Genomic DNA, 12410 nt, shown 5'->3' with positions numbered 1-12410 from the left:
AAACTGCCTGATTCTGAAAAATCAGATTCCAGCTTAAAGAATTACTGCCATGAGGAATGAAACCAGCAATGCGATTCCCATGGGTATAGCCGTACGCTTGACAATGTCTACAGGCGATACATCAGCCACACCAGCTACGGCAACAACAGCAGCTGTGATTGGTGATGCACTGCGAGCAATACTGGATGCCATCTGCATCGGTGTAATCATGGTCGCAGGAAGCATGGAAAGTCCCTTGGCAATATCTGGAACCAACGCACCAAAAGAATAAAACGGTGCATTACCGGAGCCCATAATAATAGCAGCAACAGCTACAATTATCGTCATGATCAGGGTGACGCCAACTGCACCAAAACCGGAACTCTGCGCTCCCTGTATAATCAAGTCTATTGCACCAATCTTTGTCAAGCCAAATGCAAACGTTTCACCGGCCACAATCAAAGTAATAACTGTTGCAAAAAGATGGCCCATACCATCAAAAAACACCTGAATGCTCTTGCATACTTCTTTGGGATGGCGCGTCCGAATCAATTCCATCAGCATAGCCAAAAACACACTGATAATCATAGCCGTCACGACCGGCATCTTGATACTGGTAATGCAAAGTTTGCTGAACATTAAAACCAGAATGATTGGCACCATCGGCAACAGTGCATAAATCGAAGGCGGAAGCTGCTCTCCTTCTTGCACAGGAGCAGCTTGCAGGACTTTCGCCTCAACTCCTTCTTTGCGATCGAAATAACGTTGAATGAAATAATGGGAAATTGAAATAGCAGCCATCGTCACGACAGCAATCGGGAGCTGCTCTCCGACAAAATAATCAGCGACATCCAGATCCGCTGTCTTTGCGGCAAAAACCGCCGTACCCGAAGCAGGGCCGAGATCCAGACATGGTGTAGTAGCAACCACTGCAGCCGCTGACAAGCGGCTGACGCCCAGGCTGACAAGAACAGGATACATCGTAGCCATAAGCAGTACACAAAGTCCTGCCGCACTAGGAATGACAATGTTGAGCAGCTGACCTATAATATAGCTGACAGCCAGCAGAAGATAGGGCGAACGAATCAGACTCAAGGGCTTAGAAGCCAAATGCACCAGGCTCCGGCTGGCACCAATGTAGTCCATGTATTTAGCAAAACCGCCTACTGTCATAATCATCAAACCAATTCCTGCCGCACGTGTACTAAACGTATCTTCTACAAATTTAAAAATATCAAACCATACCAGGCCAGTAGATTTTTTTGCATCCAACAATGGAACCCCCATCAAGATTGCTACAGCCAAAAGGAAAAATCCCCCGGCAAAAAGCACAGCCTGCGGCTTCATTCGTTTGACGATTAACCAAGCAACAACAATCGTTGTCAGCAAGGCAATGCCTAAAGACAACATTCAAGCTCCCTCCTAACATCTGAAACAGTGCAATGATTCTAAACGCTGCTGACAGATTAAATATTATCTTGTGATAATACGGCTTTAATCACAGCAGCCAGTAAATGCGCTCTGGGTTCTACCGAATCAATTTCCAAATATTCACGTTCCGTATGCGCACCTCCACCAACTGGTCCCATTCCATCGATTGTCGGAGTTCCCGCATCGGCCGCAAAACTGCCGTCAGAGCCACCGCCGCTAGCGGTCCAGCCAAAAGCAATTCCCAGACGTTCGCCTTGCTTTTCTATAAGCTGCATCAGCTTACGCGTTTTCTCCGTAGGCAGCATGGGTGGCCTGGTAATCCCGCCGGCAATGGTCACAGATGTATCTTTTACATGTGGATGATGCTGCAGTTCCTGCATCAATTGTTCAATGCGAACGATTTCCTGCGGATCGTAATACCGCACATCCACAGCAGCCTTCGCTTCACCAGGTACAGCATTGATAGCAGTGCCGCCTTTTACCAGTCCTACATTTACTGTTGTTTCTTTAGTAAGATCTGTCGCTTCCTGCAGGGCGATAATCCAGTGAGCCAGTTCCTCTATGGCATTACGACCATTCTGATAGTCCACGCCGGCATGCGCACTGCGTCCTGTGACAGTCAAATGATAGCGTGCAATCCCCTTTCTCTTATAGACCAGATTCCCATTGGCTCGCCCACATTCCAGCACCAATACGCATGTGCTTTTCTTGGCTAACTCTTGATTGACCGTTTTGGAATAGCAGGAACTGATTCCCTCATGATCTGAATTCAAAAATACACAGATATGCTTATTACGAAGCAGGTCATGTTCCTGCAAAGTTCGTAAAACATAAAGGCCAGACAAGGCACCTCCCTTGCAGTCAATTACACCTGGCCCCATGGCTCGATTACCATCTCGGCTGAACGGACGTTTTGCCGCTGTTCCCAACGGAAAAACCGTATCCAGATGAGCCAGCAATAAAAGGTCATAATGTGCTGCCGGTCCGTTCGTAATCTTCAAACAGGGTCCGATTGATGGCGCGAGCTGCAACGGCTCCACTTGCCATCCTAATTGTTCATACTGTTCTTGAAAAAAAGCAGCCACCTTTCCAGCTCCGACCGGCTCAGAAGAAGAACTGTCTATATTGACAAGGTATGCCAGCTCTTCTTGATAACGAGCAGCATCAATAATCGTTTCATTCCAACGTTTCATGCTATATCCTCCTTTGCCTGCATGATCCATTCTCAAGTTGTCCACAAGTGAATCTTTCATTCACTGTATAGGCATAGTTTAAAGGATTGGAAGGACGAAGTACAATTCGCTGTTCTACTGTAATCATTAGCAAAACGAATTGCTGTTATTTTAGCAGAATGATAAAATATATTTATACTAATAATTAGTCTTAGATATAAAGAAGGTTGAATATTCATGCTTCTGAAACAGATTCAATATTTTCTCGCGGTAGCAGAATGTCGTCATTTTACACGGGCTGCCGAACGTCTCTTTTTATCTCAGTCTGCACTTTCTCAACAAATTACAAAATTAGAAAACGACTTAAATATCAAGCTCATCAATCGTGACTGCCATCCCATTGAACTGACACCAGCAGGAGAAGATTTTTGTCACTATGCAGAATATATTCTTCATGGTGTCAATCAACTACACGAAGGGATGAAAAAATGGCAAAAGCCCCATAAGCATACCATCCATATTGGTATGATCATGGGGCTGGGAGGTCTGCCACTATCTGATTTTCTTGCGGCTTTCAATACCCGATATCCAGAAGCTCGTTTCACATTAGAGCATCACCTAAGCAAAGAACTCTGTCATATGCTGACAGAAGGACAATTGGATTTCGCTATCTTTGCAGCACCACAAAATATCCATTCTTACCCTTTTGAAATCCTGCCCATACAACAGGAACCATTTTTGGCTTTATTGCCACCTCTGCATCCATCCGCTTCAACGGATTATTTCGATCTGACATTGGCTGAAAAGGAAAAATTCATTTTTCCCACACCAGAAAATGTTTCTTATGATATCCTGCTCAAGGCTTGTGAAGATGCAGGATTTAAGCCCGACATTGTCAGTTATTGCAGTGGAGCTGCCAATCGCATTGACTTGGTCAAAGCTGGTCTTGGTATCTCTATCGTTTCAGAAAGTGCCTTACGATATCATCGAACAGAAGATCTTGTCATACGACCATTAAAGAATCCTGTCTACAAGCACACCATCATGGCACGTCTGCAAACGACGATGCCGTCTTCTTACAAGGAAGCCTTTTGGAAACACATCCAACAGGAATTGAGCTGATTTCCTTGCACGTTTTACAATGTATGCTATAACCGATTATATTCAAAGGTTGATAAAGCTGAATCAATGAAAACATCCCCTTGGAGCAGCTGCCAAGGGGATGTTTCATTCTCACACCGGAATTCTGCATCTTCCAGAAAAGGAACATGAGCTGTTCGATATGATCAACTTCTGATGTTGTAGACGCGGGCTACCCCATTCTTTATTGCTCGCGCAGCTCATGAAGCGGGTGCCAGACGAGCTCCATCATCCGCGTACTTGGCATCATCGCACGGATATATTCCACGTCGATACGCGTTTGATACCAGACGGGCATACCATCTGCATCGAACTCCCCGCGGAAGAAGCGCACCAGTCCTGTATCAAGATCCTGCTCATAGCCGGCGACAAACGAGCGGATGGTTGAGCCCGGCAGCTTGGAGGACCAGGCACTGTAGCCCCAATCTGCCGTTGCGCATTCCAGATAGAGCATGCCTTCGTCCGTCAGCCACATCTCACCGCCCGGATCACCTTCCGGGTAAAGACTGTAAATCTTGCCATCCGACCAGGTGTACGCCTGCCAGACATGCCAGTTCTCGATGTCACCAATCAGAAGCTCCGGGATCTCGTCTTTGCCGATTGTGGCAAAGGCATAGCCCGTCCCATCCAGACCGGCCATCTTTGCCGCTTCGCTCACCTGCCAATGGCGCACCATATCCCGATTTTCCTCAATGGCCTCGCTGTATTCACGCAAGAACGCCTGATAATCCAGCAAGACGGGAGCATTTCCCTCCTCACAAGCCATTGCCCGGGCAGGCAGCAGGCAGGCAAGCATGAGCAGCAAGATCAGCCACCTCTTCCACATACAATCACCTCCGCAGCATGAATCAATCTCTATCTACAGTGTACAAGAATCCTTGGCTGCACCGTCCTGTCTGAAACAACAGGTATGAAAAAAGCACCGCCGAAGCGGTGCTTTTTGTACAAGGGGTAAAACAAGGAGTCAGATCATGTTCTTGACATAGGAATCGTAGAGGCTCTTGAGCTCTTCAATCTTGTCGTACATCTCGACCTGGAGGCCGGAAGCCGTGGCGAAGTCGCCTTCGTTGAGGGCGTTGATGAGCAGCGTGAACAGGGACTTCTCATCGATGCTGTCCTTGGCGAGGTAGCTGCGAATACCGTTGATTTTATTCCAGTTGTAGGAATCGAGATCCGTGACGAAATCGGATTTGATTTCCTTGGCTGCGCGGACGATGTCGCGGTTCTCCGGGATGATGCGGGCGACGAGCTCCGTCTTCCAGCGCGTCAGGGCACCGGCGCGGAAGGCGCTGATGATCTGGTCACGCAGAGCGCCGCCGGCCGTGATGACGGCGAGCTTCTCCGGATAGTTCTCGAAGTTCTGCATGTTCTCCCAGACCGTAGCCGGCGGAGCGCCGAAGAGGCGCGTGCGCTCTTCTTCCGTGTAGTCTTCGAAGACATCATCCTCACTGCGATATGCACGATCTTTCTCGAGGTAGAAGCCTTCTTCGCCGGCTTCCTTGGAGATCTCGGCGAGGCATTCTGCCGTCGTGTGCGTGATCGTGGCCTTGATGCCGTCGAGGCAGCTGGAGTAGATGGCAGCGAGTACGAGGTACGTATTCGTGTACGGGTTGCAGGCACGCAGCTCGAAGCGCGTTGCATACGGATTCGTGAGGTCGCGGATCAGGCCGGCGAGGATCGTGCGGTTGCGGGACGGGATCTCCGGCGTATGACCGAGGGAGGTGACGACGCAGACCGGAGCCTCGAAGCCCGGTTTCAGACGGTTCAGGGAGTCGTTCGTAGCGGAGACGAACGGGTTGATGACTTCATAGTTCTTGAGCAGGCCCATGAGTGCGCCGTAGCCGATGGAACTCATGAAGTCTTTCTTCTGGTCATCTGCCGTGAAGAGGTTGTGGAGCTTACCGTCTTTCGTGATGGCAGCCATGCCGATGTGCGTGTGCTCGCCGTTGCCGGCCAAGCCGATCATCGGTTTTGCCTTGAAGTTGACTTCGAGGCCCATCGCACGGAATACCTCGCGGACGATCGTGCGGACGAAGAGCTCATTGTCAGCAGCCTGCAGGGCATCGGCAAAGCGCCAGTCAATCTCGAGCTGCTCGCAGACATGCGTCATATGGCCATTCTCATCGATCTGTGCCTTGAGGCCGCCGACCTCTTTGTGGCCCATCTCAACCTTGAAGCCGTATTTGTCGAGGACTTCGAGGCACTGCTCCATCGCCGTGCGGACAGCGCCGTGCGTGCGCTCCCAGTACTGCTCCTGCAGGACCTGCGAAGCGGACATCTCTTCGATGGCTGCTTCCTCGAGCGGCGTCTTGACCCAGAACTCCAGCTCCGTTGCGGACGTGAACTGGATGTCCGTGACTTCGTTGCCGTTGATGCTCTCGAGGCCGGAAGCCTGCGGATGTGCCTTGAAGAGAGCCAGCAGCTCTTTCTTGACGTAAGCGAGCGTATCGGCGAGGACGGCGCGGGAATCGACGCGCTTGCCTTCATGGATCAGGAAGGACGGGATGCGCAGCGTGCCGACCGGCTTGCCCGTCTCCTCGTCGTAGTTCTCCATGTTGTAATCAACGAACCAGTTGACGGAAGGATCGACCGGCATATCGACCTTCGCATTGTTCAGGGTGGCGATACCCGTCAGTACAACGGAAGAACCATCAGTCTGGACTGCCGTACCGGCATAGAATTCATCGATGTCCTTGAGGAAAATGCGAACCGGGATTTTCTCATCCGTATCGTTACCGGCCATGTCGACGCCGACGAGGGATACGAATTTGATTTCCGGATGGTCCTTCACCGCTTTGAGGACCTCTTCTTTGCTGGAGTTTGCAGGAATCACATACAGTAACTCGTCCATGTTTTACCACCCTTTTTGTGAATTATGACAACAAAAAAGCCATGTGGAAAATACCCTTCCCTGCATGCTCACGCATTTTATAACGCAAGGAACGGAGCGAACCACATGGCGACGTTGCCAGATTGACTATTTGCTTGAACGGTTCTTATCTTAGCACAGCTGAAGAACTTTGTAAAGTGTTTCAGCGTGTATACATTTCATGAGACAGCTGCACACGGAGCGAATCGGCAAAGGCAGCCGTGTCCTGGCCGTAGACGGCGCGGAATGCGTCGCGGCCCGCCTGGGCCTCTTCCCCCGTCTCATCCCTGGCGCCGACGGCGCGCATCCAGCGGTAGAAGCCGCTCCAGCCACGGCGGTCGAGCAGGCTGGCCGCGGCGAGCTCCGTCACGGCCGACACGCGCTCGGAGCCCAGGGATGCGGACGCCTCCTCAAAGCCCTGTTTCGTTTCAAGGTGCACGACATTGGGAATGTCTCTGCCCTGGCGGAGCGTCTCGAGCCAGGCGCGGCGATAATCCGGCAGCGTGCCGTAGCCGGCTTCTTCAAGGCGGCCCGTGCCCGCGAGGTAGGCGATGCCGCGCGAAAGCCAGGCCATCTCCTTGGATTCCGCCCCCATGTTCTGCGCCTCAAAGACGCGGGCCGTCATGACGGCGAGATTGAAGATGCGCTGACGCGCATCCGTAAGATTTGCGACATTCAGAAGGATCGTGCTGCCGCTCTCCACCCAGAGACTGTCGCCCGAGAAGTCATTTGCCTCCTCCTCACTCATGCCGGCCAGGACAGCAGCAGCCTGCACCATATCGTCCCGGCTGTTCGTCAGGATGATCGTGTAGGCACCGCCGAGCGTGCGGCCGAAACGCTTTGTGAGGAAGTCCTGCGAGTTCCTGACCTCTTCCTTGACGGCGGCCGCCATCTCCGGCGTCACGCCTGCGCGCACTTCATAGTGGATCTCGGCCGGCTGCTGCTTCTGCTGCTGCCACCAGGCCGAAAATTCCCGCAGATAATCGGCAGAGCTCATGCCGAAGGCGCGGGCAAAGGCGGCTTCTCCATCCTTTTTTTCGCCGAGCATATAGAAGTAATTCTTCAGGCGGTCATTGGCCTCTTCGCGCGGATAGCGCTGCAGGAGGTACCAGGTCATGAGGTCGGCCATCTGATAGGCGTGATTTTCCCTGGCCATGACGGCTTTACGCTGCTCAAAATCAAGGTGCATGAGGCTCTCCGGACGGATGACCTTCGGTGCGGCCAGCAGGGCGTCAAGCACATCCATCTGCCATTTTGCAAACGGACGCCCGCCGTACTGGTCGGCCAGCAGGGCGCCGATGTAGTCGGCCGAGCCCTCCGACAGCCAGAACAGCGCCTGTTCGTCGGTATCGTTGCCGTGACTCAGCTCGTACTGCACCTGATGGAAGAGTTCGTGGCCGGTCGTCGCGATGCGCTCGCCGCTCGTGTCCATGACGCCGGCCGTGCCGTTGATGGCCGTCGTGCGGATGCGCCCTCCCGACCAGCCGCCCGAGACAGCCGCCACCTCGCGCGCATCGTCTGCTGAGAGGTCGAACTGCTTGCGCAGGACCGCGGCGTAATCGTTTTCCGAAGCCGCGATGTAGACGTCGACCGAATGGCGAAGCCCCGTCCCCATCTCGCGGTGCAGGAGCAGGGGAAATTTCTCCGTGGCCAGCTCGACATCGCGGCGCGCGGCGGCAGAGACGTCTCCTGCTTCGTGGATGCGGATGGCGGGATTCGTCTCCCGATCCTCGAGATATGCGACAAACGTCGGCCAGAGATCGCTCATGTGGAAGCCGGCCCAGCCCGCACCGCCGAGCAGCAGCAGGAATATAAGGACGGCAAGAATTCTTTTCATGACAAACCTCCTCCGTCAGCGGCGCTGCCAGCGGCAGGTCGTGTACTCCAGAAGATCGATGAGGCCGAAGAGCAAAAGGCCCATGCCGCTCAGGACGAGGATGCCCGCATACATCTCGAGGTAGTTGACGCGCAGCCAGGCATCCATGATGTAGTAGCCCATGCCGTACTGCGTGCCAAACGTCTCGGTGAAGAACAGCACAGAAACGGCCGTCGCCATGGCCACGCGGATGGCCGTGACGGACTTGGGCCACGAGGCCGGCAGGATGACATAGCGGAAGACCTGGAGGAACGAAGCGCCGAGCGAATACAGCGGGTAGTACGTCTCCTCCGGGATGGCGCGTATGCCGTCGCGCACGGCCACGACGACCTGAAAGACGATGATGAGGAAGATCATGAGGATCTTCGAGAGTTCCCCGACGCCGGCCAGCAGCATGAGAATCGGCAGCAGGGCGATCTTGGGGATGGGATACGTCAGATAGACGACGGGTGACAAGAGCCGGTCAGCCCGCCGGAAATATCCCATGAGGACGCCCAGCGGGTACCCGATGCCCACGGCGAGCGCGAGTCCGGCAAAGATGCGCCAGAGACTATAGGCCCCGTGTATGGCGATATCGGAGACAAAGACGCGGCCAAGCCGCGCAAAGACGCGCCAGGGCGACGGCACGATGGGCAGCTGCAGGAGCTCAGATGCCCCCCACCAGGCGGCGAGCAGGAAAATTGCCGCACCAAGATACGATAGGAAGATGTGGCGCGTGGCCTTGAAATGATTCATGCCTCCACCTCCAGCTTCCGGATGGCTTCGCGCAGGGCCTGGCCCTGCCGGAAGAATTCCGTCGTATTGCGCAGCTCCCGATGACCGCCCAAAGGATTGTCGATGACCGTGGCGACGCGTCCCGGCTGTGCGGCCATCAGGACGATTTTCTGGCCGAGGCACAGCGCTTCCTCCACGTAATGCGTCACGAGCAGCGTCGTCACGGACTGCTGCTGCCAGAGCGTGAGGAAGACATCCTGCATCGTCTCGCGCGTGATGGCGTCGAGCGCCGAAAACGGCTCATCCATCAGCAGGAGGTCGGGCTGCAGCAAAAAGGCGCGCGCGAGGCCGACGCGCTGCTGCTGGCCGCCGCTGAGCTCATGCGGATAGCGGTCCAAAAGCTCCGCGATATGGAGCTTTGCCGCCAGCTCCTGCATGCCCTGCCCGCGCGTATCCTTCCGGCTGCCGCGGATCTCGCAGCCCAGGAGGATGTTCTGCCGCACGGTCTTCCAGGGCAAAAGCCCATAGTTCTGCGGCATGAAGCCGATGCATGTCTGCCTGGGATTGACGGGGCAGCCGTCGATGGTGACGCTTCCCTCCGCCGGGCGGATGAGGCCGGCGATGACCTTCAGCAGGGTGGACTTGCCGCAGCCGGAAGGTCCGATGATAGCACAAACCGTTCCTTGCGGAACGGTGAGGCTGACACCTGAAAGTGCCGTGATTATCCGGTTGTGCGGGCGCGCTGCCCGGTAACGGACGGTCAGGTTCTCAATCGCGATCATGATGATGCCTTGCCCAGAAGATCCGTGACGATATCCTGGTAGCCGTACGTATCCTTGATGAGATCCTTGCTGCGGAGCCACTGGATGCAGTCCGTCACATCCTGCTCCTTCGGCAGCGCGGCCTTGTGGTACTCCGGCAGTTTCAAGGCCTCTTTGGCTGCCGGCGGGAAGCCGCCCTTATCCACCACGAGGTCGATGTATTCGTCGCGCGGCGTGTTGTTGAGGTAGTCGACGGCCCGGTTGTAGGCGCGGTACATGGCGGCGATTTCCGCCTTCTTGTCCGCAACGGCCTTGGACGTGAAGAGGATGACGCCGGGGTTGATGCCGAGCTCATCTGAGCCCGTCACGAAATGGCAGCCGTTGTGCACGGCGATGCTGGCCATCGGCTCGGGCAGTGTGGCAGCCGCGAGCTTGCCGTTCTGCAGCATCTCGAGGCGCGTCGGGATCTGCGGGATGATGACCTTGTTGATATCGCCCTCCTGCATGCCGTTGTGCACGAGGATCTGATCCGTCACGTACTCGATGATCGTATTGCGCGAGACGCTGACATCCTTGCCCTTGAGGTCCGCCACCGACTGTACGCCGGCCTCTTTGCCCGCGACGAGCTTGTAGCTGCCGTCCGTCATGGACGTGACCTTCACGTCAAAGCCGCCGTCTTTCGCAAACGCCACGGCCAGCATATCCGAGACGGCGCCATCGAGATTGCCGCTCTGCAGGGCCGAATCGCGGTCCATCGCACTCTTGAACTGCTGGATGTCCACCTTGAGCCCTTCATCAGCAAAATAGCCTTTCTCCTGGGCGATGATGAACGGCAGCGAATCCGTATCGGGCATGAGGCCCACAGTCAGCGGCTGCAGCTCCTTTGGGGACTTGGCCGCCTGATCATCCTGCGAGCCGCAGCCTCCCATCGCCAAAAGCATGGCGACGGCCGTACCCGCACATAAGAATTTCTTCCATTTTGAACTCAGATTCAATAAATTCAACGCACACACTTCTCTCATTTAAATTTTTATTTTGGGGAATACAGGCAGAAACTCAATGCAAGAGCATGTCGAGCGCCATCGAGGCTCCTGCCTTGACGTAGTAGAGGGCCGTATCGATGACATCCTTGTTCTCGTCATACGCATTCGCGGCTTTTTCCTTCATCTTTCCGGCCTCGTTTTTCATGGTTTCGACATCGCTGAGCTTGGCATTGACATCGTCAAGCATGGACTGCGCGTCTGCCAGGGACTGGTTCACAGCATCGGTGCTGCTCGTATTCTGGGACTGCTGCTGCTGCGCGGACTGCGCTGCTTTCTGGCGGTCCGCCTCCTTGCCCGTCACCTTGTCGAGGAGTTTCTGCACGGTCGAGGACGAGGCATCATCGGCGGCCATCTGTTCCTGGCGGCCGGCCAAGCGGTCCGAATCCTGCTGCAGGCTGCGCTTCTGCTGCTCGAGCTCCTTCTTCTGCTGTTCGAGCTGCTGGCGCTTCTGCTGCAGGTCCTTTTCCTGCTGGTCGAGCTTCTGCTGGCGGTCCTTCATCTCCTGTGCCTGATACTGGCGCTCATTGGCCGCCAGATCCGCCTGATCCTGCCGGTAGCCGGCTATTGCGAACCCCGCGAACAGGGCGATGAGAAAGCCCGCACAGAGCAGGATGGCCTTCTTGCGCCTTGGCGTCAGCCAGCCGCCCTGCCCGGACTCCCTGTCCAATGCGGGCTGCAGCTGGCGCACATCATCGTTTTGCTGCGGGAAGGGCTGCTGGATGGACTCCTCCTGCTCCGCTGCATCGGTCAGCGGCGGCAGCGACTGGGTATCGTCAAGTTTCGGCGCCGTTTTGCCGGCATTGACTGCCGCACCTTTGCCCGCGGCCTGCTGCAGGCGCGCCTGTTCGTCAGGCGTCAGGCAGCGCGTCGCTTCCTCATCAGGGATGCCTCCGCGCAGCGGCTGTCCTGGCCGCACAGGCGTCAATGGCTCCCGCGCATCTGTCTTTTTGATCTGGTCATTCCGGCCAGCGTTGTCATTGTTGTTCATTGTGCACTGCCTTCGGCTTTTCTCGTTTCCAGTTCAATCATCGCGGCATGCTCCTTCTGCATCGTCTCGCAGAGGCGGCGCAGCGTCCAGAGCGTATTGAAGGGCGTGACGACCGATTTATAGTGGACCTGCGGCACGCCGGCTTCCTTGAGGGCCAAGAGAACCTGGTCGAGCCGCTTGTTGCGGATGTTCTGGAGGATCATGACCTCATGCGGGAACACGAAGTCATCATTTTCCTCGTGCTTCGTCTGCCGGAAGCCCTTGAGCCCCAGCAGGAAGCCGACTTTCTCGCGCCAGGCCTCCTCCGGCAGCAGACGGGTCTTGATGCCCATGCGGTGCAGGGTCTTCTGTGCGAGTTCGAGCTTCGCATCATCGTGAAATTGATAAAACAGGACTTGTTCTTCTCGCTTCATGGGTTTTCCTTTCTCACATTTTGT

The 12410-nt window shown here is 55.1% G+C and carries 11 protein-coding genes; 1 reads left to right on the top strand and 10 read right to left on the bottom strand.

Annotated elements, in window-relative coordinates; translation table 11 throughout:
- Positions 1-33: 33 nt before the first annotated feature.
- Positions 34-1389 (bottom strand): C4-dicarboxylate transporter DcuC, encoded by a 1356-nt coding sequence (gene dcuC / locus DWZ54_RS03495; RefSeq protein WP_118474525.1) that lies wholly within the window; start codon positions 1387-1389, stop codon positions 34-36.
- 56 nt (positions 1390-1445) lie between these two features.
- Positions 1446-2603, bottom strand: a complete 1158-nt coding sequence (locus DWZ54_RS03490) for a M20 family metallopeptidase (RefSeq protein ID WP_118474524.1) — start codon at positions 2601-2603, stop codon at positions 1446-1448.
- 216 nt (positions 2604-2819) lie between these two features.
- Here DWZ54_RS03490 and DWZ54_RS03485 point away from each other — a divergent pair, with 216 nt between their 5' ends.
- On the top strand, positions 2820-3704 hold the full coding sequence (locus DWZ54_RS03485) for a LysR family transcriptional regulator (protein ID WP_118474523.1): 885 nt from the start codon (positions 2820-2822) through the stop codon (positions 3702-3704).
- Between the two features lie 202 nt (positions 3705-3906).
- Here DWZ54_RS03485 and DWZ54_RS03480 read toward each other — a convergent pair whose 3' ends face one another.
- From DWZ54_RS03480 to DWZ54_RS03445, 8 genes are all read right to left on the bottom strand, one after another.
- Positions 3907-4548: a hypothetical protein gene (locus DWZ54_RS03480; protein ID WP_118474522.1), complete on the bottom strand. Its 642-nt coding sequence runs from the start codon at positions 4546-4548 to the stop codon at positions 3907-3909.
- 138 nt (positions 4549-4686) lie between these two features.
- Positions 4687-6573 carry a glutamine synthetase gene (locus DWZ54_RS03475; RefSeq protein WP_118474521.1) on the bottom strand — a complete coding sequence of 629 codons (1887 nt, stop codon included), beginning with the start codon at positions 6571-6573 and terminating at the stop codon, positions 4687-4689.
- Between the two features lie 181 nt (positions 6574-6754).
- The gene (locus DWZ54_RS03470; RefSeq protein WP_118474520.1) at positions 6755-8428 is read right to left on the bottom strand and encodes a hypothetical protein; all 1674 of its coding nucleotides are present in this window, start codon (positions 8426-8428) and stop codon (positions 6755-6757) included.
- A gap of 15 nt (positions 8429-8443) precedes the next feature.
- Positions 8444-9202, bottom strand: coding sequence for an ABC transporter permease (locus DWZ54_RS03465; RefSeq protein ID WP_118474519.1), 759 nt, complete (start codon positions 9200-9202; stop codon positions 8444-8446).
- Positions 9199-9963 carry an ABC transporter ATP-binding protein gene (locus DWZ54_RS03460; RefSeq protein ID WP_118474518.1) on the bottom strand — a complete coding sequence of 255 codons (765 nt, stop codon included), beginning with the start codon at positions 9961-9963 and terminating at the stop codon, positions 9199-9201. Before DWZ54_RS03460 ends, DWZ54_RS03465 begins: the two co-directional genes overlap by 4 nt.
- A complete protein-coding gene (locus tag DWZ54_RS03455) occupies positions 9960-10883 on the bottom strand; it encodes an ABC transporter substrate-binding protein (protein ID WP_118474517.1) in 924 nt (307 codons plus the stop codon). Before DWZ54_RS03455 ends, DWZ54_RS03460 begins: the two co-directional genes overlap by 4 nt.
- Positions 10884-10998: 115 nt before the next feature.
- Positions 10999-11973 carry a hypothetical protein gene (locus DWZ54_RS03450; RefSeq protein ID WP_118474516.1) on the bottom strand — a complete coding sequence of 325 codons (975 nt, stop codon included), beginning with the start codon at positions 11971-11973 and terminating at the stop codon, positions 10999-11001.
- Positions 11970-12386 (bottom strand): DUF3783 domain-containing protein, encoded by a 417-nt coding sequence (locus DWZ54_RS03445; protein ID WP_118014384.1) that lies wholly within the window; start codon positions 12384-12386, stop codon positions 11970-11972. The genes DWZ54_RS03450 and DWZ54_RS03445 overlap by 4 nt, the downstream gene beginning before the upstream one ends.
- Between the last annotated feature and the right edge of the window lie 24 nt (positions 12387-12410).

Source organism: Mitsuokella sp. AF33-22 (genome assembly GCF_003475755.1).
Taxonomy (GTDB): domain Bacteria; phylum Bacillota; class Negativicutes; order Selenomonadales; family Selenomonadaceae; genus Mitsuokella.
Note: the sequence above shows the minus strand (reverse complement) of the source record. Positions and strands in the feature narration are given on the sequence as shown.

Coding starts and splice junctions, on each gene's coding strand:
- DWZ54_RS03480 (WP_118474522.1), bottom strand. CDS start 4,548: ATGTGGAAGAGGTGGCTGATCTTGCTGCTCATGCTTGCCTGCCTGCTG.
- DWZ54_RS03470 (WP_118474520.1), bottom strand. CDS start 8,428: ATGAAAAGAATTCTTGCCGTCCTTATATTCCTGCTGCTGCTCGGCGGT.
- dcuC (WP_118474525.1), bottom strand. CDS start 1,389: ATGTTGTCTTTAGGCATTGCCTTGCTGACAACGATTGTTGTTGCTTGG.
- DWZ54_RS03465 (WP_118474519.1), bottom strand. CDS start 9,202: ATGAATCATTTCAAGGCCACGCGCCACATCTTCCTATCGTATCTTGGT.
- DWZ54_RS03445 (WP_118014384.1), bottom strand. CDS start 12,386: ATGAAGCGAGAAGAACAAGTCCTGTTTTATCAATTTCACGATGATGCG.
- DWZ54_RS03460 (WP_118474518.1), bottom strand. CDS start 9,963: ATGATCGCGATTGAGAACCTGACCGTCCGTTACCGGGCAGCGCGCCCG.
- DWZ54_RS03490 (WP_118474524.1), bottom strand. CDS start 2,603: ATGAAACGTTGGAATGAAACGATTATTGATGCTGCTCGTTATCAAGAA.
- DWZ54_RS03450 (WP_118474516.1), bottom strand. CDS start 11,973: ATGAACAACAATGACAACGCTGGCCGGAATGACCAGATCAAAAAGACA.
- DWZ54_RS03485 (WP_118474523.1), top strand. CDS start 2,820: ATGCTTCTGAAACAGATTCAATATTTTCTCGCGGTAGCAGAATGTCGT.
- DWZ54_RS03475 (WP_118474521.1), bottom strand. CDS start 6,573: ATGGACGAGTTACTGTATGTGATTCCTGCAAACTCCAGCAAAGAAGAG.
- DWZ54_RS03455 (WP_118474517.1), bottom strand. CDS start 10,883: ATGCTTTTGGCGATGGGAGGCTGCGGCTCGCAGGATGATCAGGCGGCC.